The sequence below is a fragment of the Crossiella sp. NPDC003009 genome, from assembly GCF_053591555.1.
In genome coordinates this window covers 65,015-87,550 of the sequence record NZ_JBSFUA010000006.1, presented here as the reverse complement: position 1 = coordinate 87,550, position 22,536 = coordinate 65,015, and the positions used below count along the sequence as shown (strand labels likewise).

Annotated in this window: 2 protein-coding genes; both read left to right on the top strand. The window is 72.8% G+C overall.

Annotation, left to right across the window (positions count from 1 at the left end; genetic code table 11):
* Positions 1–13 precede the first annotated feature (13 nt).
* A complete protein-coding gene (locus tag ACWDY5_RS09190) occupies positions 14–16,927 on the top strand; it encodes a type I polyketide synthase (protein ID WP_449721754.1) in 16,914 nt (5,637 codons plus the stop codon).
* 48 nt (positions 16,928–16,975) lie between these two features.
* The gene (locus ACWDY5_RS09185) at positions 16,976–22,519 is read left to right on the top strand and encodes an SDR family NAD(P)-dependent oxidoreductase (protein ID WP_449721753.1); all 5,544 of its coding nucleotides are present in this window, start codon (positions 16,976–16,978) and stop codon (positions 22,517–22,519) included.
* Positions 22,520–22,536: the final 17 nt, after the last annotated feature.

Sequence of the window (22,536 nt, the reverse complement as noted above, 5' to 3'; positions counted from 1 at the left end):
GCAGGTACACCGGATGCCAGAACAGCAGGACAAGGTTGTCGACTACCTCCGCAAGGTCACGGTCGACCTGCGCCGGGCGCGCCAGCGCATCGAGGAGCTCGAAGCGCAGGGCCGGGAGCCGATCGCGATCGTGGGCATCGGCTGCCGGTTCCCCGGCGGCGTGCGCGGACCGGAAGACCTGTGGGAGCTGGTCCGGTCCGAACGCGATGTCATGTCCGCGGTGCCCGCCGACCGGAACTGGCCGACCGGCGGGGTGGACTACCCGAGGGTCGGCGGCTTCCTGGACGACGCCGCGCTGTTCGACTCCGAGTTCTTCGGCATGTCCCCGAGGGAGTCGCTGACCACCGACGCCCAGCACCGCCTGTTGCTGGAAACCTCCTGGGAGGCCCTGGAACACGCCAGGATCGACCCGGAGAAGCTCAAGGGCAGCCGCACCGGCGTCTACACCGGCCTGGTCTACGGCGACTACGGCGACCTGCTCGACCCGGAGGACTCCCGCGGCTACCTGAGCCTGAACAGCGCGCCCAGCGTCGCCTCCGGCCGGGTGTCCTACGCGCTGGGCCTGGAAGGTCCCGCGGTCACCGTGGACACGGGCTGTTCCTCGTCGCTGGTCACCATCCACCTGGCCATCAACGCCCTGCGCACCGGCGAGTGCACCCTGGCCCTGGCCGGCGGCGCGTCGATCATGACCCAGCCGACCGCGTTCATCGAGTTCACCCGCCAGGGCGGCCTGGCTCCCGACGGCCGCTGCAAGGCCTTCTCCGACTCCGCCGACGGCACGGCGTGGAGCGAGGGCGTCGGAGTCGTTGTGCTGGAACGCCTTTCCGACGCCCGCCGCAACGGCCGCCGGATCCTGGCGGTCATCACCGGCAGCGCGACCAACCAGGACGGCGCGTCGAACGGACTGACCGCGCCGAACGGCCCGTCCCAGCAGCGGGTCATCCAGGACGCGCTGCGCGAGGCCCGACTGTCCACTTCGGACGTTGACCTGGTTGAGGCGCACGGCACCGGCACCACGCTTGGCGACCCGATCGAGGCGCAGGCGCTGCTGGCGACCTATGGGCAAGGGCGTGAGCGACCGCTGTTGCTGGGGTCGATCAAGTCGAACCTGGGGCACACGCAGGCCGCGGCGGGGGTCGCGGGTGTGATCAAGATGGTGCAGGCGGTGCGGCATGGGATCGTGCCGAAGACCTTGCACGTGACCGAGCCTTCGTCGCACGTGGACTGGTCGGCGGGGGCGGTGGAGCTGGTCACGGAGACGGTGCCGTGGCCGGAGGTGGATCGGCCTCGGCGGGCGGCGGTGTCCTCGTTCGGGGTCAGTGGGACGAACGCGCACATTGTGATCGAGCAGGCGCCGGGGGAAGAGGCGGGTTCGGAGCGGGGCACGGTCGAGGGGGCAGGGAGCGTTGAGGGGACTCGGGGTGAGGGGGCGCGGGGTGCTGAGCGGCGGGTGGCCGATTGGGCACGCGGCGCTGAGGCGGCGGCGGTCAAGGGGGCGCAGGGCGCTGAGCGGGTCCCGGCTGAGGGAGCACGGGGCGCTCAGCTGCCCGCGGTCGGCGGTCGGCGGAGCCCTGAGCTGCTCGCGGTTGACGGAGGGCAGGGTTCGGAACAGTTCGCGATCGACGGAGCGCAGGGCTCGGAACAGCTCGCCGTCGAGGGGGCATCGGGTGCTGAGCGGCCTCCGGTCGAGAGGACGCGGTCTGCTGGACGGCCTCTGGCCCAGGCAGCGCCTGGTGTTCGGCAGCTTCCGGCCGACGGTGCGCAGGGGGCCGAGCGGCTCCCGGCCGACGGTGCTGAGCGGCTCCCCGGCGAGCGGCCCGCTGGGCTGGGTGTGACGCCACTGGCCGTTCCGCTGGTGTTTTCCGCCAAGTCGGAAGCCGCTCTGCGCGGCCAGTCCGCGCGGCTGGCCGGCGCCCTCGCCTCCGACTCCGCTCTGGATATCGGCCACTCGCTGGTCACCTCCCGGGCGAACCTGCCCGTGCGCTCCGTCGTAATCGGCGAGGACCTGCCCGGCCTGTTGCGCGAGTTCGCCGACGCTGGATTCGCCGAGGCCGGGGGAGTTGTGTCCGGCACGGTGCTCGCTGGTGGCCGCTCGCTCTTCGTCTTCCCGGGGCAGGGTTCGCAGTGGGTTGGCATGGCTCGTGAGTTGCTGGTCGACTCGCCGGTGTTCGCTGCTCGCTTTGCTGAGTGTGCCGAAGCCCTTGCGCCGCATACTGAGTGGTCGATCACTCAGGCTTTGGCGGATGAGGAGTTGCTGGCTCGCGTTGATGTCGTGCAGCCGGTGAACTGGGCGGTCAATGTCTCGTTGGCGGCGTTGTGGCAGTCGATGGGGGTGGTGGCGGAGGGAGTGGTCGGCCACTCACAGGGTGAGGTGGCCGCGGCTGTGGTGGCTGGCGGGTTGACGCTGGCGGATGGGGCGTTGGTGGTTGCTCGGCGGTCGCAGTTGATCGCGCGGGTGCTGGCAGGCCGGGGTGGTATGGCTTCGGTCGCGTTGCCCGCGGCGGAGGTGCAGGCGCGGCTTGGCGACGGGGTGGGGATCGCGGCGGTGAACGGGCCGGCCGCTGTGGTGGTGTCCGGCGAGGAGCAGGCGCTGGCGGAGTTCGTGCGCGGCTGCGAGGCCGATGGGGTGCGGGTCAAGCGGATCGCGGTGGACTACGCCTCGCACTCGGAGTTCGTGGCCGAGCTGGAAACCGAACTGGGGCAACTGCTGGCCTCAGTGCGGCCGCGGACCGGAGAGATTCCGTTCTACTCCACGGTGACCGGGGACTGGCTGGACACCGCCGAGCTCGACGGCGGCTACTGGTTCCGGAACCTGCGGCAGCGGGTGCACTTCTTCCCGGCGATGCAGGCGCTGATCCAATCCGGTCACAATCGGATCATCGAGGTCAGTCCGCATCCGGTATTGGCGGCCGAGATCCAGGCGACGCTGGACGGGCTCGGTGTGGAGGGCGTGGTCACCGGGACCTTGCGTCGCAACGAAGGTGGCGCGCGGCGGTTCCTGGAGTCCGTTGGCGCGTGGTGGGTTCGCGGTGGTCAGGTGGACTGGTCGGCCTGGTTCGCCGGGTCCGGCGCGCGGGTGGTCGACCTGCCCACCTATGCCTTCCAGCGGCAGAAGTACTGGCCCGCACCGCGAATCGCCGGTGACGCCGCCGCTTTTGGGCTGACTCCGACCAGGCACCCGGTGCTCGGCGCGGCCGTGCCGCTGGGCGACGGCTCCGGCGTGGTGCTGACCGGACGCTTGGCCACCGACACCCATCCCTGGCTGGCCGATCACCCCGTGGTGCCGGGCAGCGCGCTGCTGGAACTGGTGGTGCGCGCCGCCGACGAGGTCGGTTACGCCAGGGTCGCCAACCTGACCCAGCTGACCCCGCTGGTGTTGTCCGAGGGCGGGGCGCAGCTTCAGATCGTGGTCGGCCCGGCCGGATCCGACGAGCGCCGCGCAATCTCGGTGCACGCCCGCGCCGCTGACTCGCTGGCCGACTGGACCCGGCACGCTTCCGGCCAACTGGCCAAGAATGCCCTGGAGCTGCCAGAAAATCGCGAGGGTGGCCAGGTCGCCGAGGTGTCGGTGACCGACCCCGGCGCGTTCGGCATCCACCCCACGCTGCTCCAGTCCGCCATCCTGACCGTGGCCGAGGGCACCCTGCCGGTGGAGTGGCAGGACGTCACCCTGCACGCCACCGGCGCCACCACCCTGCGCGTGCAGCTCACCCCGCTCGCCCAGGACGAGTGGGAGCTGCGCGCCACCGATCCGTCCGGCGCGCCGGTGCTCACCGCCCGCTCGGTGACCCTGCGCGAGGTCGAACTGCCGGCCGATGGCCTGTTCGCGCTGGACTGGATCCCGCTGACCGACTCACCGGAGGCACCGGAAGCGGTCTTCGTCAAGATTGGCGCCGGGGACGACCTGGCCGCGGTGCACGAGGCCACCGCGCGAGCGCTGGAGCTGGTGCGCGAGTGGCTGGCCGGGGAGAACACCGCCCGGCTTGTTGTGGTGACACCGGATTCGGGTCCCGCGGCGGCTGCCGTTGGCGGATTCCTGCGGTCGGTGGCCGCGGAACACCCGGGCCGCTGCACGCATCTGGCTGTGCCGTCCGGGGTTGACCCGGCGCTGGCCGCGCCGTTCGTGGGTGACGAGACCTGGCTGCGGATCGCGGATGGCCAGGTGCTGGCACCCCGGCTCCGCAGGGTCGAGCCGGAAGCTGCTGAACTCGGCTGGGACCGGGACGGCACCGTGCTCATCACCGGTGGCACCGGCGGACTGGGCAGCGAACTCGCCCGGCACCTGGCCGCCAATGGCTTCCGTCACCTCGTCCTGGCCAGCCGCCAGGGCCTCGACGCGCCCGGTGCCCCCGAACTCCTCGTCGAACTCCGCGAGCTGGGTGCCGAAGCCACCGTCGTCGCCTGTGACCTGTCCACAGTGGACTCGGTGCGGGCGCTGGTCGACGGCATCGGCAACCTGACCGCGGTCGTGCACACCGCGGCCGTCCTCGATGACGCCGTGGTCGAATCCCTGACGCCCGAACGGCTCTCCGCCGTCCTGCGGCCGAAGATCGACGCCGCCTGGCACCTGCACGAGGCCACCCGGGACCTGGCCGGTTTTGTGGTCTACTCCTCGGCTGCCAGTGTCCTCGGCAACGCGGGCCAGGCCGCCTATGCCGCGGCCGACGCGGCCATGAACGAGCTGGTCCAGACCCGGCGCGCCAACGGTCAACCGGGACTGGCGATCTCCTGGGGCGCTTGGGCAGCCGGGCTCTCCGCTGGGATGAGCGAGGCGGACCGGCAGCGGATGGTCGCCGCCGGGTTCCGGCAGCTGCCGGTGGCCGACGGGCTGGCCGCCTTCGACCGGCTGGCCGCCTCGGAGCTGGCCTCCGCGCTGGTGCTGCCCATCGATCTCGCCGCGGTGCGCCGCCAGCCGGTGATCGCGCCGGTGCTGCGCGAGCTGGCCGGATCGGGTCCTGCGGTGCTGCGCCGGGGCACGGCGGCGGTGGCCGCGGTGTCCGGGGTGCTGGCCAGTAGGTCCAGGGCGGAGCAGGTGGCCGCGCTGCGCGAGCTGGTGCGGGCGCGGGTCGCGGCGGTGCTGCGCTACACCGGTGAGGTGCCGGTGGACCGGGCCTTCCGGGAGCTGGGCTTCGACTCGATGACCGCGGTGGAGCTGAGCCGGGCGCTGTCCGCGGCCACCAAGCTGCCGCTGCCCACCACCCTGGTTTTTGAGCACCCCAACGTGATCGCGCTCGCCGACCACCTGCTGGCCGAGCTGACCGGTTCCGACGAGCCGGTCCAGGAACGAGCCCGCCAGGCCGACGACTCGGATCCAATCGTGATCGTCGGCATGGGCTGCCGCTACCCGGGCGGCGTGGTCGACCCGGATGGCCTGTGGCAGCTGGTGTCCGACGGCGTTGACGCGATCACCGAGTTCCCGGCCGACCGTGGCTGGGACACCGCGGGCCTCTACGACCCGGACCCGGACCGGCGCGGCACCACCTACGTGCGTGCGGGCGGATTCCTGCACGACGCGGCCGAGTTCGACGCCGGGTTCTTCGGCATGTCCCCGCGCGAGGCGATGGCCACCGACGCCCAGCAGCGGCTGCTGCTGGAGACCACCTGGGAAGCGCTGGAACGCGCGGGGATCGAGCCGAGGTCGTTGCGCGGCAGCGACTCCGGCGTGTTCGTCGGCGTGATCTACACCGACTACGGGCCGCTGCTGGACGCCGAGTTCGAGGGCGAGCAGAGCATCGGCAGCACGCACAGCGTCGCCTCCGGCCGGGTCGCCTACACCCTGGGCCTGGAGGGCCCGGTGGTCTCGGTGGACACCGCCTGCTCCTCCTCGCTGGTGTCGCTGCACCTGGCCGCCCAGTCGCTGCGCACCGGGGAGTGCTCGCTGGCCATCGCCGGTGGCGCGACCGTGATGTCCACGCCCACCGCGTTCGTGGAGTTCTCCCGGCAGCGGGTGATGTCCGCCGACGGCCGCTGCAAGGCCTTCGCCAACGAGGCCGATGGCACCGGCTGGTCCGAGGGTGTCGGCGTCGTGGTGCTGGAACGGCTTTCCGACGCGCGGCGCAACGGGCACCGGGTGCTGGCCGTGCTCAAGGGCTCGGCGATCAACTCCGATGGCGCCTCCAACGGCCTGACCGCGCCGAATGGCACCGCGCAGCGCAAGGTGATCAGGGCCGCGCTGAACTCCGCCGGACTGTCCACTTCGGACGTCGATGTGGTGGAGGCGCACGGCACCGGCACCTCCCTCGGCGACCCGATCGAGGCCCGCGCCCTGCTCGCCACCTACGGGCAGGACCGGGAACACCCGCTGCTGCTCGGCTCGCTGAAGTCGAACATCGGCCACAGCCAGGCCGCGGCCGGCGTCGGCGGTGTGATCAAGATGGTGCAGGCCATGCGACACGGCGTGGTGCCGCGCACCCTGCACCTGACCACGCCCTCGGAGCAGGTGGACTGGTCCAGCGGCGAGGTCCGGCTGCTCACCGAAGAGGTCGAGTGGCCCGCGGTGGACCGGCCGCGCCGGGCCGCGGTGTCCTCCTTCGGCATCAGCGGCACCAACGCGCACGTCATCCTGGAGCAGGCCCCGGCCGAGGAACGCGCCGAAACCCCCTCGGCGGATCTGGTGCCGATGCCGGTCTCCGGCCGCAGCGCGACCGCGCTGGACGAGCAGATCGCCCGCATCCACCCGCTGCTGGACTCGGATCTGTCCACTGTGGACATCGCATACTCGTTGGCCACCACCCGAACCGCCTTCGAGCACCGCGCGGTGCTGTTGGACGGTGCCGAGATCGTCAAGGGAACCGCCACCGAGGGCGGGACCGCGTTCGTCTTCTCCGGCCAGGGCGCACAGCGCCTGGGCATGGGACGCGAGCTGTACCAGCGGTTCCCGGTCTTCGCCGAGGTGCTGGACGCGGTGGCCACCCAGCTGGACACCGGACTGGCCGAGCCGATCCGCGCGGTGATGTGGGGCCAGGACGCCGACCGGCTGAACCAGACCGGCTGGGCCCAGCCCGCGATCTTCGCGGTGGAGGTGGCGCTGTTCCGGCTCCTCGAGTCCTGGGGCGTGCGACCCGACTACCTGGTCGGGCACTCCATCGGTGAGATCGCCGCCGCGCACGTCAGCGGCATCCTGTCGCTGGCCGACGCGTGCACGCTGGTCACCACCAGGGCCCGGCTGATGCAGGCGCTGCCCAGCGGTGGCGCGATGCTGGCCGTGGACGCCGAAGAAGCCGAGGTCACCGAGCTGCTGACCGACCGGCCGGCAGTCTCGAGCGCGGCGGTGAACGCCGCGCGCAACATCGTGGTGGCCGGGTCGGCCGAGGCGGTGGCCGAGGTCAAGGAGGTCCTGGCCGGACGTGGCCGCCGCACCAAGCTGCTCGCGGTCAGCCACGCCTTCCACTCGCCGCTGATGGATCCGATGCTGGCCGAGTTCGCCGAGTCGCTGGCCGGAATCAGCTTCCGTGAGCCGCGCATTCCCGTGGTGTCAACGGTGACCGGTGCGCTCGCCGAGGGCGCGGACCTGCGCTCGGCGGACTACTGGGTGCGGCAGGTGCGGCAGCCGGTGCGCTTCGCCGACGCGATCGGTGCGCTGGCGGCGGCGCGGGTCCGGGCCGTGCTGGAGGTCGGGCCGGACGGGCTGCTGTGCGCGGCCGCCGCGGAGTCGCTGCCCGAGCGGGCGGTGGTGACCGCGCTGCTGCGTGCCGATCGGCCGGATGAGGCGGAGTCGGTGCTGACCGGGGTGGCCGGGCTGTACGTGGCCGGGGTCGCGGTGGACTGGACCCGGTTGCTGCCAGGGGGATCGGTGGTGGAGCTGCCGACGTATGCGTTCCAGCACAAGCGGTACTGGCCGTCGGTGGCGCCGGGCGGCGCGGAGAAGTTGTTTGGTGTGGAGTGGCGGCCCGTCTCCGCGGCAGCAGGGGCGGCCCGGTCGGCTGTGGAGGTCGCTGGGGCGGGCGGGATGCAAGCCGCTGGGGCAGGCGTGGCCCGGTCCGCCGTGGAGATCGTGGAGGCTGGGCGGGCGGATGACGAGCCTGCCGCCGTGTTCGCCGAGGCCGCCCGCGCGCTGGAACTGGTGCAGGGCTGGCTGGCCGACGAGTCCGGTGCCCGCCTGGTCGTGCACACTCCCGTCGAGGGCCTGGCCGCCGCCGCGGTGGCCGGTGTGGTGCGCTCCGCCGCCGCCGAACATCCCGGCCGCTTCCTGCACCTGGCCGCTAACTCCGCCGCCGAGGCCGAACTCGCCACGCCGTACCTGACCAGCGCGGAACCGAGCCTGCTGGTCCGCGACTCCCGGGTCCTCGCGCCCCGCCTGACACCGCTCGCCCCGCGTCCGGCCACCGCTGGCTGGGACCGCGAGCGCACCGTGCTGCTCGCCGGCGGCACCGGCGGTATCGGCCGGGCACTGGCCGAACACCTGTCCCGCCAAGGCTTCCGGCGACTGGTCCTGGCCAGCCGCCGCGGCCCGGCGGTCGAGGGCATCATCGAGTGGGCCGCCGGACTGGACGCCGAGGTGCGGATCGTGGCCTGCGACCTGACCGACCGGTCGGCAGTCGCCGCGCTGGTGGGCGGCATCCCGGAGCTGGGCGCGGTGGTGCACGCCGCAGGCTTCGTCGACGACGGGCTGCTGGAGTCGCTGACCAGGGAGCGGCTGGCCGCGGTGTTGCGGGCCAAGGTCGATGTGGCCTGGCACCTGCACGAGGCCACCCGCGAACTGGACCTGGCCGGGTTCGTGGTCTTCTCCTCGCTGGCCGGGATCGTGGGCGCGCGCGGGCAGGCCAGCTACGCCGCGGCCAACGCGGCGCTGGATGAGCTGGCCCGCGCCCGCCGGGCCGCCGGGCTGCCCGGTCTGTCCATCGCGTGGGGGCCGTGGACGGTGGGCATGGCCACCGAGCTGTCCGCCGAGGACTGGCGGTCGCTGGCCTACCACGGGCTGTCCGGGCTGTCCGAGTCCCAGGGCCTGGCCCTGTTCGACCGGGCGGTCGCCGGGCAGAGCCCGTACGTGGCCGGTGCGGCGCTGGACGTTTCGGCGCTCGGCCACGCGGCCGATCTGCCCCCGGCCCTGCGCGAGCTGGCCCCGGCCGCCGCGCCCCCGGTCGTCACCACGGCTCCGGCCACCGCCCGGGTGGAGCCGGCGCAGCTGCGGGAACTGGTGGGGGAGCGGGTCGCCGCGGTGCTCCGCTACACCGAGGGCATCGCCGAGGACACCCTGTTCGGCGACCTGGGCTTCACCTCGCTGACCGCGGTGGAACTGAGCCGAGCCCTCTCCGCCGCGACCGGGCTCAACCTGCCCGCCACGGTGGCCTTCGACTACTCCAGCGTCACCGCGCTCGCCGACTACCTGCACCGCGAACTCTCCGGCGGCACAACCGAATCCGCCGCGCCGGTAACGGCCACGGCCGATGAGTCCGATCCGATCGTGATCGTCGGCATGGGCTGCCGCTTCCCCGGCGGCATCGACAGCCCGCAGGCACTGTGGGACCTGGTCGAGGTAGGCGGTGACGCGCGCAGCCCGTTCCCGGCGGACCGCGGCTGGCCGGTGGACTCGCTCTACCACCCGGACCCGGACAACCCGGGCACCGTCTACGTGCGCTCCGGCTACTTCCTGGACGAGGCGGCCACCTTCGACGCGGACTTCTTCGGCATGTCCCCGCACGAGGCCGCCGCCACCGACCCGCAGCAGCGCCTGCTGCTGGAAACCACCTGGGCCGCACTGGAACACGCCGGCATCCCGCCGCAGCGGTTGCGCGGCAGCAAGACCGGCGTGTTCACCGGCGTGAGCGCCACCGACTACGGCCACCTGCTCGGCGCGGAGTACGAGGGACACCGCTCCACCGGCAGCATCGCGAGTGTCGCCTCCGGCCGGGTCGCCTACCTGTTCGGGCTGGAAGGCCCGGTGCTCAGCCTGGACACCGCCTGCTCCTCCTCGCTGGTCGCCCTGCACCTGGCGATGCAGGCCCTGCGCAACGGGGAGTGCTCGCTCGCGCTGGCCGGCGGGGTGACGGTGATGTCGACGCCGGCCGCGCACGTGGAGTTCTCCCGGCAGCGCGCGCTCGCCCCGGACGGGCGGTGCAAGGCGTTCTCCGATGACGCGGACGGCACCAGCTGGTCCGAGGGCGTCGGCGTGCTGGTGCTGGCACGGCTCTCCGACGCACAGCGCAACGGCCACCGGATCCTCGCGTTGGTCAAGGGGTCCGCGGTCAACTCCGATGGCGCGTCCACCGGCCTCACCGCACCGAACGGACCGGCCCAGCAGCGGGTGATCCAGGAAGCCCTTGCCAGCGCTGGACTGTCCACTTCGGACGTTGATGTGGTGGAGGCGCACGGCACGGGCACCCGGCTCGGCGACCCGATCGAGGCGCAGGCGCTGCTGGCGACCTATGGGCGGGACCGGGAACGGCCGGTGCTGCTGGGTTCGCTGAAGTCGAACATCGGGCACACCCAGGCCGCGGCCGGGGTGGCCGGGATCATCAAGATGGTGCAGTCGATGTGGCACGGGGTGGTGCCGAGGACCTTGCACGTGAGTGAGCCGTCCTCGCGGGTGGACTGGGCCGCGGGTGCGGTGCGGTTGCTGACCGAGCCGGTGGCCTGGCCGGAGGCCGGGCGTCCCCGGCGAGCCGCGGTGTCGGCGTTCGGGGTGAGCGGGACGAACGCGCACGTGATCCTGGAGCAGCCGCCGGTGATCGCGACCGAAACTGCTGAAGTCGCTGCGGAAACGCCGGTGCCACTGCTCGTTTCGGGCAAGTCCGCGGGTGCCCTGGCGGCCCAGCTCGACCGGATCTCCGCAGCTCTGCAACACACTCCCGTCGCCGACCTCGCCCACTCGCTGGCCACCCGCCGCACCACCTTCGCGCACCGGGCCGTCCTGCTCGACGGCGCCGTGGTCACCAGCGGTGTTGCCGCGAAGGGGAAGACCGCGTTCGTCTTCTCTGGCCAGGGATCGCAGCGGCTCGGCATGGGACGCCAGCTGTACCAGCGCTTCCCGGTCTTCGCCGAGGCCTTCGACGCGGTGATCGCCGAACTGGGCGAGCAGGTGCGCGAGGTCATGTGGGGCGAGGACGCCTCCGCGCTCAACGAGACCGGGGCCGCGCAGCCCGCGCTGTTCGCGCTGGAAGTGGCGCTGTTCCGGCTGGTGGAGTCCTGGGGTGTCACGCCTGATTTTGTGGCCGGGCACTCGATCGGTGAGCTGGCCGCCGCGCACGTGGCCGGAGTGCTGTCGCTGGCCGACGCCTGCGCGGTGGTCTCCGCGCGGGCGCGGCTGATGCAGGCGCTGCCCAGCGGTGGCGCGATGGTCGCGGTCGGGGCACCGGAGTCGGTGGTCGAACCGCTGGTGCGGGACCGGGCCGAGGTGTCCATCGCCGCGGTCAACGCGCCAGAGGCGCTGGTGCTCTCCGGCACGGCGGAGGCGGTGGCCGGGGTGGCCGCGGTCCTTGCCGCGCAGGGGTTCCGGACCAAGCAGCTGCCGGTGAGCCACGCGTTCCACTCGGCGTTGATGGATCCGATGCTGGCCGAGTTCGCCGCGGCGATCGACGTTAGCTCCTTTGGCGAGGCCCGGATTCCGGTGGTGTCCACCCGGACCGGCGCGTTCGGCGCGGAGCTGGACTCGGCGGACTACTGGGTGCGGCAGGTGCGCGAGCCGGTGCGCTTCGGCGACGCGATGGCGGCGCTGGCCGAGTCCGGCGTGCGGGCGGTGCTGGAGCTGGGACCGGGTGCCTCGCTTGGCGTTCCGGCGGCGGAGGCGCTGCCGGTGGACGCGGCGGTGACCTCGCTGCTGCACGCGGAACAGCCGGATGAGCACCGGTCGCTGCTGCGCGGGCTGGCCGAGCTGCACGTGGCCGGGGTTGAGGTGGACTGGCCGCGGCTGTTGCCCGCCGGATCCTTTGTGGACATTCCGACCTATGCCTTCCAGCGGCGGCGGTTCTGGCCGGACGGGCAGCAGGCGCAGCCGCCGCAACTGGTCGCACCGCCCGAGCCCGTGGTGCTGGAACGGGCCACTGAGGACCAGGCGCGTTCGCTGCGCGAGCTGGTGAGCGAGCGGGTTGCCGCCGTGCTCGGCCACCACGGCAAGGTGCCCGCCGAGCGGCCGTTCCAGGAGCTGGGATTTGACTCGCTGCTCGCATTGCGGCTGTCCAGGGGGCTGTCCGCGGCCACCGGGCTGGCGCTGCCCGCGACGCTGGCCTTCGACTACCCGACGGTCGCCGACCTGACCGATTTCCTGCTGCGCGAGCTCAACGGCGGCACCGACTCCCCGGCGCAGGGCCAGGGGCCGATCGCGGTGGACGAGCCGATCGCGATCGTCGGCATCGGCTGCCGGTTCGCCGGTGGCGTGGACGGGCCGGACGCGTTGTGGGACCTGGTGTTCAACGGGATCGACGCGACCACCGAGTTCCCGGCCAACCGGGGCTGGGACCTGGGCAACCTCTACGACCCGGACCCGGACCGCAAGGGCCGCAGCTACACCAAGCGTGGCGGCTTCCTGCACGAGGCCGGGCTGTTCGACCCCGGGTTCTTCGGCATGTCCCCGCGCGAGGCCGTGGCCACCGACCCGCAGCAGCGGCTGTTGCTGGAGACCTCCTGGGAAGCCTTGGAGGACGCCGGGATCGACGCCCGGGTGTTGCGCGGCAGTGCGACCGGCGTGTTCACCGGGTTGAGCTGCAACGACTACCCGAACCTGCTCGGCCAGGAATATGAAGGGCACCAGGCCACCGGTGGCCTGGCCAGCGTCGCCTCCGGGCGGGTGGCCTACACGCTCGGGCTGGAGGGGCCGACCGTCACCGTGGACACCGCCTGCTCCTCCTCGCTGGTGGCCATGCACCTGGCGGCCCAGGCCCTGCGGGCGGGCGAATGCCAGTTGGCACTGGCGGGTGGCGTGACGATCATGTCCACCCCGGCCGGGTTCGTGGAGTTCTCCCGGCAGCGGGCGCTGTCCCCGGACGGGCGCTGCCGGTCCTTCTCCGATGACGCCGACGGCGTTGGCTGGGGCGAGGGTGTTGGCGTGCTGGTGCTGGAGCGGCTCTCCGACGCCAAGCGGCACGGGCACCGGATCCTGGCGGTGGTGCGCGGCAGCGCGATCAACTCCGACGGCGCGTCCAACGGCCTGAGCGCGCCGAGCGGACCGGCCCAGCAGCGGGTGATCCGCGCCGCGCTGGCCAATGCCGGACTGTCCACTTTGGACGTCGACGTGGTGGAGGCGCACGGCACCGGCACCACCCTCGGCGACCCGATCGAGGCGCAGGCACTGCTGGCGACCTACGGGCAGAACCGGGAAACCCCGCTGTGGCTGGGCTCGCTGAAGTCCAACATCGGGCACACCCAGGCCGCGGCCGGGGTCGGTGGTGTGATCAAGATGGTGCAGGCGATGCGGCACGGCGTGCTGCCCAAGTCGCTCAACGTGAGTGAGCCCTCCAGCAAGGTGGACTGGTCCCAGGGCGCGGTGGAAGTGCTCGCCGAGGCGCGGGACTGGCCTGAGCTGGACCGGCCGCGGCGCGCGGCGGTGTCCTCCTTCGGAGTCAGCGGCACCAACGCGCACGTGATCCTGGAGCAGGCGCCCGAGGTGCCCGAACCGGTGTCCGCCAACGGTTCCGGGCTGGTCGCCTCCGGTGGCGTGGTGCCGTGGGTGCTCTCCGCGGCGGTCCCGGCCGCGCTGCGCGGGCAGGCCGCCCGGCTGGCCGCGCGGGTCGCCGAGGACACCGAACCGGCTGATGTGGGCTGGTCGCTGGCCACCACCAGGGCCTCGCTGGACCACCGGGCCGTGGTGGTCGCGCCCAGCCGCCAGGACGCGGTGGCCGCGCTCGACGCGCTGGCCGCCGAGGAGCCGTCGGCGTTCGCGGTGACCGGGCAGGCCGTGGTGGACGGGCGGACGGTGTTCGTCTTCCCCGGTCAGGGCGCGCAGTGGGTGGGCATGGGTGCCGAACTGTTGAAGGCGTCCCCGGTGTTCGCCGCGCGGCTGGCCGAGGTGGCCGCGGCGCTGGATCCGTTGACCGGGTGGTCGCTGCTGGACGTGATCTCCGGTGGTGGTGAGCTGGACCGGGTGGACGTGGTGCAGCCGGTCTCCTTCGCGGTGATGGTTTCCCTGGCTGCGGTGTGGGAGTCGGCCGGGGTGCGACCGCACGCCGTGATCGGACACTCGCAGGGTGAGATCGCGGCGGCCTGTGTCAGCGGCGCGCTGTCGCTGGAGGATGCGGCGAGGGTGGTGGTGTTGCGCAGCAAGGCGATCGCGCAGGGCCTGGCCGGACTTGGCGGCATGCTGTCGGTGGCCGCGCCGGCCGCGGAGATCGACCTCAGCCGCTGGGCCGACCAGGTGTCGGTGGCCGCGATCAACGGTCCGTCCGCGACGGTGTACGCGGGTGAGGTGGTGGCGCTGGAGGAACTCGCCACCTGGAGCGAGGAACGCGGCTACCGGGCGCGGATGATCCCGGTGGACTACGCCTCGCACAGCGCGCACGTCGACTCCCTGGAGGCGGAGCTGCGCGAGGTGCTCGCCGGGGTGGTCATCGGCCAGGGCCAGGTGCCCTGGTGGTCTACTGTGGACAGTCAGTGGCTGGATCCGGCCGAGGTGGCCGGGGACTACTGGTTCCGCAACCTGCGGCAGACCGTGCGGTTCGAGCAGGCGGTGCGGGCGCTGACCGAGAGCGGCTACGCGGCCTTCGTCGAGGTGAGCAGCCACCCGGTGCTCACCGCCGCCATCCAGGACACCCTGGACGCCTTGGCGCTCAACGACACCGTGGTCACCGGCACGCTGCGCCGGGACGACGGCGGCGCGGACCGGCTGCTGCTCAGCCTGGCCCAGCTGCACGTGCACGGCGTCGCGGTGGACTGGGCCCGGCTGTTCCTCGGCGCGGGCGCGCGGCGGATCCCGCTGCCCACCTACGCCTTCCAGCACGAGAACTACTGGGCCGAACCGGAGCAGGCGGTGGCCGGGGTCGCGGACAGCGCGTTCTGGACCGCGGTGGAACAGGGTGACGCGAGCGCGCTGGCCGACTCGCTCGGCGTGGACGAGGCCGTGCTCGCACCGGTGCTGCCCGGCCTGACCTCGTGGCGACGCCGCCACCAGGATGCCACCGCGGCCGATGAGTGGTCCTACCGGATCGGCTGGGAACCGCTGCCCACCGGCCCGGCCGAACTGACTGGCACCTGGCTGGTCCTCGCGCCAGCCAACGGCGACGCGCCGGTGAGCGCGGTGGTCGAGGGCCTGAACACGCACGGCGCCAAGGCGGTCGTGACCACCCTGGACGCGATCGAGGCGAACGAGGACTACGCTGGTGTGCTGTCCCTGCTGGCCTGGGACGAGCGGCCCGCCGACACCCTCGCCCTGGTGCAGACCGTGGAACGGCTTGGGCTCGCCGCGCCGCTGTGGTGCTTGACCAGCGGCGCGGTCGCGGTGACCGACCCGGCCGAGGTGACCAGCGCGCACCAGCCGGAGCTGTGGGGCATGGGCATCGTGCTCGGCCTGGACCGGCCCGCGCTCTGGGGTGGCATCGTCGACCTGCCGGAGCGGCTGGACGAGGCCGCGCTCGGCAGGCTGGTCGCGGTGCTCGCCGGGAGCGACGGCGAGGACCAGGTGGCGATCCGGGAGTCCGCGGCCTTCGGCAGGCGACTGCGCCGGGAAAGCCTGTCCGGGGCAACGGCTTGGCAGCCGCGCGGCACGGTCCTGGTCACCGGCGGCACCGGCGCGCTCGGCGCGCACATCACCCGCTGGGCGGCGACCAACGGTGCCGAACACCTGGTGCTGTTGTCCCGCAAGGGTCCGGACGCCGCCGGTGTGGACGGACTGACCGCTGAGATCAACGAGATCGGTGCCAGGGTGAGCGTGCGGGCCTGCGATGTCGCCGACCGCGACCAGCTCGCCGCGGTGCTCGCCGACCTCCCGGACCTGACCGCGGTGGTGCACGCCGCGGGCGTGGCCAGGACGGAGACCCCGATCTCGGAGATGCCGGCCGAGGAGCTGGTGGAGATCGGCCAGGCCAAGATCGACGGTGCCCGGCACCTGGACGAGCTGTTGCGCGGACACGAGCTGGACGCGTTTGTGCTGTTCTCCTCCGGCGCGGCGACCTGGGGCGGCAGCGGTCAGCTGGCCTACGCCGCGGCCAACGCCTACCTCGATGGCCTGGCACATGCCCGCCGGGCCAGGGGCGAGGCGGCGACCGCGATCGCCTGGGGCGCCTGGGGTGGCGACTCCGGCATGGTCGATGCCGAGGCCGCCGAACAGCTGCGCCGGATGGGCCTGCTCACCCTGGACCCGGAGCGGGCCACCAGGGCGATGGCCCAGGCGGCCGGAACCGTAGCGCCGCACCGGATCCTGGCCGACATCGACTGGTCCCGGTTCGCCCCCGGCTACACCCTGGCCAGGGTGCGCCCGCTGCTCAACGGCTTGCCCGAGGTGGTCGAGCTGCTCGCGCTGGAAACCTCGGCCGCGCCGGGGGAGTCGGAGTTCGCCGGGAAGCTGGCCGGGCTCACTGCGGAGGAGCAGGACAAGCTGCTCACCGAGCTGGTGCAGACCGAGGCCGCCGCGGTGCTCGGCTACCGGGACGGCTCCACCATCGAGGACCGCGCGTTCAAGGACATCGGGTTCGACTCGCTGACCGCGGTGGAACTGCGCAACCGGCTCAACAAGCGCACCGGGATCCGGCTGCCGGCCACCGCGGTGTTCGACCACCCCAGGGCCAGCGCGCTGGCCAAGCGGATCCGTACCGAGCTCGGCCACACCGACAGCAACTCGCTGGAGTACGTGCAGGCCCAGCTGGAAAAGCTGGAAGCCAGCCTGCTGCAACTGCCGGCCGAAGCCGTCGAACAGGCCAAGATCACCGCCCGGCTGCACCGCCTCACCGCCAGGCTCACCGAGAACCTGACGGGCACGGCTCCGGCCTCCGTGGCCGACACCCTGGAATCCGCCTCGGCCGAGGACGTCCTCGCCTTCATCGACTCGGAGCTGGGCGGCGACTGACCGCCCCCGCCCCGCTCACGCCCGCCCAACCAATCCTGGAGATCACCGATGACCAGCGACGACAAGGTCCTCTCCTACCTCAAGAAGGTCACCGCCGAGCTGCACACCACCCGGCAGCGGCTGCGCGAGGCGGAGTCGGCGGTCGACGAGCCGATCGCGATCGTCGGCATGGCCTGCCGCTACCCCGGTGGCGTGGCCTCGCCGGAGGACCTGTGGCGGCTGGTCGCCGAGGGCAGGGACGCGATCACGCCGTTCCCGGCCGACCGTGGCTGGGACCTGTCCGACCTGTTCGACCCGGACCCGGACGCGGTGGGCAAGAGCTACTGCAGCGAGGGCGGGTTCCTGGACCGGGCCGGGGACTTCGACGCGCCGCACTTCGGCATGTCGCCCAAGGAGGCGATGGCCACCGATCCGCAGCAGCGGCAGTTGCTGGAGACCGCGTGGGAGACCTTCGAGGACGCCGGGATCGACCCGACCTCGTTGCGGGACAGCGAGGTCGGCGTGTTCACCGGGGTGGCCACCAACGGCTACTCGATGAACGCGGACAGCGTGCTGGACGAGTACCAGGGCTACCTGGCCACCGGCAGCGCGAACAGCGTGGCTTCGGGCCGGATCTCCTATTCACTGGGTCTGGCCGGGCCTGCGGTCACGGTGGACACGGGCTGCTCTTCCTCGCTGGTGGCCATGCACTGGGCGATCCAGGCGCTGCGCAATGGTGACTGTTCGATGGCGCTGGCCGGTGGCGCGATGGTGATGGCCACGCCGGGCGCGTTCGTGGTCTTCTCGTTGCAGCGCGGGATGGCCAAGGACGGGCGGTGCAAGTCCTTCGCCGACGCCGCGGACGGCACCTCGTGGAGCGAGGGCGTCGGCCTGGTGCTGCTGGAGAAGCTGTCGGTGGCCCGGCGCAACAACCACCACGTGCTCGCGGTGATCCGGGGCAGCGCGGTCAACCAGGACGGCGCGTCCAACGGGCTGACCGCGCCGAGCGGGCCTGCGCAGCAGCGGGTGATCCGCACCGCGCTGGCCAACGCGGGGCTGACCACCTCGGACATCGACGTGGTGGAGGCGCACGGCACCGGGACCGTGCTGGGCGATCCCATTGAGGCGCAGGCGGTGCTGGCCACCTACGGGCAGAACCGGGAGACGCCGCTGTGGCTGGGGTCGCTGAAGTCCAACATCGGGCACACCCAGGCCGCGGCCGGGGTCGGTGGTGTGATCAAGATGGTGCAGGCGTTGCGGCACGGGATGTTGCCCAAGACGCTGCACGTGGACGAGCCGACGTCCAAAGTGGACTGGAGCTCGGGTGAGGTGCGGCTGCTGTCGGAGGCGCGGGACTGGCCTGCGGCGGATCGGCCGCGGCGGGCGGCGGTGTCCTCGTTCGGGGTGAGCGGGACGAACGCGCACCTGATCCTGGAGGAAGCGCCGGAAGCCGGGGAGCAGGGGACGGACAGTGCGGGCGCGGGGGCCGGGGCCGGGGGCGCGAGCGCCGGGCGGGGCGCGGAGGCAGTGGGCGACGCGGAGCCTGGGGGCCGCGCTGGGACTGGGGGCGGCGCGGAGCCTGGGCGGGGCGCTGGGCTGGTCGCGGCGAGTGGTGTGGTGCCCTGGCTGATTTCCGGTGCGAACGCGGCGGCACTGCGTGGCCAGGCCGCCCGGTTGGCCGAGCGCGTCCCGGATGGCCTGGTGGACGTGGGCTGGTCGTTGGCCACCACCCGCGCCATGCTGGATCACCGCGCGGTGGTGGTCGCCGCTACCAGGGGCGAGGCCGTGGCCGGGCTGGCGGCGCTGGCGGCGGATGAGACCTCGGTCGCGGTGGTGAGCGGGCGGACCGTGCCCGATGGCCAGACCGTGTTCGTCTTCCCCGGTCAGGGCGCGCAGTGGGTTGGCATGGGCGCGGAGCTGGTGAAGACCTCGCCGGTGTTCGCCGCGCGGCTGACCGAGGTGGCCGCGGCGCTGGATCCGTTGACCGGGTGGTCGCTGCTGGACGTGATCTCCGGCGGCGGTGAGCTGGACCGGGTGGACGTGGTGCAGCCGGTCTCCTTCGCGGTGATGGTGTCGCTGGCCGCGGTGTGGGAGTCGGCCGGGGTCAAGCCGGATGCGGTGATCGGGCACTCGCAGGGTGAGATCGCGGCGGCCTGTGTCAGTGGCGCGCTGTCGCTGGAGGACGCGGCCAAGGTGGTGGTGTTCCGCAGTCAGGCGATCGCGGCGGAGCTGGCCGGGCGCGGCGGGATGATGTCGATCGCGACTCCGGCCGGGGACATCGACCTGACGCCGTGGGCGGGGTTGTCGGTGGCCGCGGTGAACGGGCCTGCGGCGACCGTGGTGGCCGGTGATGTGGACGCGTTGCGGCAGCTGGAAGAACAGTGCGCCGAGCGGGGGCTGCGGACCCGGGTGATCCCGGTGGACTACGCCTCGCACAGCGCGCACGTGGACGCCATCGAAGGCAAGCTGGCCGAGCTGCTGGCCGGGATCACGGTGCGGGACATCTCGGTGCCGTGGTGGTCCACTGTGGACAGTCAGTGGGTCGGGCCTGGTGTCGCGGATGCCGGGTACTGGTTCCGGAACCTGCGCCAGACCGTGCAGTTCGAGCAGGCGGTGCTGGCACTGGCCGAGGCCGGTTACTCGAACTTCGTCGAGGTGAGCAGCCATCCGGTGCTGACCACGCCGATCCTGGAAGCCCTTGACGAGCGGGACGACGTGGTGGTCACCGGCACGCTGCGCCGGGACGACGGTGGCGCGGACCGGCTGCTGCTCAGCCTGGCCCACCTGCACGTGCACGGCGTGCCGGTGGACTGGGCCGCGCTGTTCGCCGGGTCGGGCGCGCGGCGGATCTCGTTGCCCACCTATGCTTTCCAGCATCAGCACTACTGGCTGGAGCTCTCCGGCAGGTCCGGCGACCTCGGCGCCACCGGCCTGGTCAGCGCCGACCATCCGCTGCTCGGCGCGGTGGCGCACCTGCCGGACACCGGCGGGGTGCTGTTCACCGGCAGGGTCGCCCGCGCCACCCATGACTGGCTGGCCGACCACGTGGTCGGCGGGTCGGTGCTGCTGCCGGGCGCGGCCCTGGTCGAGCTGGCCATCCGGGCCGGGGACGAGGTGAACTGCCCGACCCTGCGCGAACTGGCCGTGGTGCGACCGGTGACGCTGCCCGAGGACGCCCCGATCTACCTGCAGGTGCTCCTCGGCGCGGCGGATGACAATGGCGACCGCGACATCCGGATCTACTCCCGGCCCGTGGACAGCCCACAGTGGACCGAGAACGCCACCGGCACACTCAGCGCCGACCTGCCGGTCGCCATCCCCGCCCAGACCTGGCCACCCGCCGGGACGCGGGCGGACAACGCGGGCGAGCTCGGCCTGGACGCGGCCTGGATCGGCGTGGACGAGGTGTTCGCCGAGGTCCAACTGGCCGAGCAGCACGCCAAGAACGCCGGCCGGTTTGGCCTGCACCCCGCGCTGCTGGACGCGGCCCTGCGGGCCAGCGGCCTGGTCGGCGGCGGCGAACCGGGGGAGCAGCGGCTGCCCTTCGCCTGGAACGACGTCCAGCTGCATGCCGCGGGAGCCAGCGCGGCCCGGGTGCACCTGAAGGTCACCGGCCCGGACACCCTGGCCATCACGCTCACCGACACCTCCGGCGCACCAGTGGCCGCCATCGGCTCGCTGATGATGCGCACCATCGACCCCGCCCAGCTTCAGGCTGCCGGCTCGGGCCTCGGCCAGGACGTGCTGTTCGAGCTGACCTGGCGCGAGCTGACCACCACCGGCGGTGCGAACAGCGCGGTGGTGCTCGGCGACGGTCCGCTGGCCGACGCGTTCGTCCGCGGTGGTGCCCCTGCTGAGCCGTCCGGATCCCTGGACACGCTGCTGGAAGGCCGGGGCGGGCACGCGCCGGAGTTCGTGCTGCTGCCGGTCACCGGCGGCACCGGCGAGCTGGCCGCGGCCGCGCGGCAGGCGGTGCACCGGACGCTAAACGTGATCAAGGAGTTCCTGGCCGACGAACGGTTCGCCGAGACCAAGCTGGCCGTGGTCACCTCGCACGCCATCGGCTTCGACGGCGACGACCTCGGCGGCATCGCCGAGGCCGGGGTATGGGGCCTGGTGCGCACCGCCCAGTCCGAGCACCCCGGCAGGTTCGTGCTGTCCGATGTGGACAGTGCCGAGTCCTCGGCGGCCGCGCTGCTGACCGCACTGGGCAGCGGCGAGGCCCAGCTGGTAGTCCGCGAGGGCGCGGTCTCGGTGCCGCGACTGGCCAGGGTGGCCGCGGCCGAACCGGCCTGGCAGTGGCCGACCGAGGGCACCGTGCTGATCACCGGCGCCACCGGCAAGCTCGGCGGCGAACTTGCCCGGCACCTGGTCGAACACGGTGCCCGCGACCTGCTGCTGGCCAGCCTGCGCGGCCCGGCCGCACCAGGGGCGCGAGAACTGGTGGCGCAGCTGACCGAGCTGGGCGCGCGGATCCGGCTGGTCGCCTGCGACACCGCCGACCGGACCGCGGTGGCCGAACTGCTCACCGGACTGGACGGCCCGCTCACCGGCGTGGTGCACGTGGCCGGTGTGGTCGGCGACAACCTGCTGCCCAACCTCACCGCCGAGCAGGTCGACCAGGTAATGCGGGTCAAGGCCGACTCCGCGGTGGTGCTGGACGAGCTCACCCGCGAGCACCCGCTGACCGCCTTCGTCTGCTACTCCTCGGTCGCCGGGCTCACCGGCGGCCCCGGCCAGGGCCCCTACTCCGCCGCCAACGCCTTCCTGGACGCGCTCGCCCACCGCAGGCGCGCACTCGGCCTGCCCGGTGTGTCGGTGGCCTGGGGCCTGTGGGGCGGCGAAGGCGGCATGGGCGGACGGCTGGAGGCCGCGGAGTGGTCCCGGCTGCGTCGCTCCGGCGTGGTCCCGATCGCCCCGGAACAGCGCACCGCCATGCTCAACGCGGTCACGCATGTGGCCGCGCCGCTGGTGGTGGCCGCGCCGATCGACCTGCGCGCGGTGGACCGGGACGCGGTGCCGCCGCTGCTGCGCGGCCTGGTCCGCGGCACCGCGGCCGGGGCAGCACCGGCCACTGGCGGCGGGGCCGCGCACGGCGCGGAGCTGACCGCGCGGTTGCGCGGGCTCAGCGAGAAGGAGCAGGAGACCCTGCTGGCCGACCTGGTCGCCACCGAGTGCGCGCACCTGCTCGGCTACGGCTCCGGCGCGGAGCTGGACCGGCTGCGCGGGTTCGTCGATCTTGGCATGACCTCGCTCAACGGGGTCGAGCTGCGCAACGTGCTCGGCGCCCGCACCGGCCTGCGACTGCCGGCCGCGCTGATCTTCGACTACGCCAACATCCTGGAACTGGCCCGCTACCTGCGCGGCCAGCTGGTGGACAGCGCGGGCGAAGGCGCGGCGCTGTCCGAGCTGGCCCGCCTGGAGGCCGCGGTCGCCGGGGGCGAGCTGACCGAGGAATCGCGGACAAAACTGGTAAATGGCTTGGCCCAACTGCTGTGGACTCTTCAGGACGGCCGCACCGAGCCAGGGGCGGACCAGCACGAGGTCGGGCTCGCCGAGGCGAGTGACGACGAGATGTTCGCACTGATCGACGAGGAGCTGGGACTGAAGTAGTCCACCGGCCCCTCGCC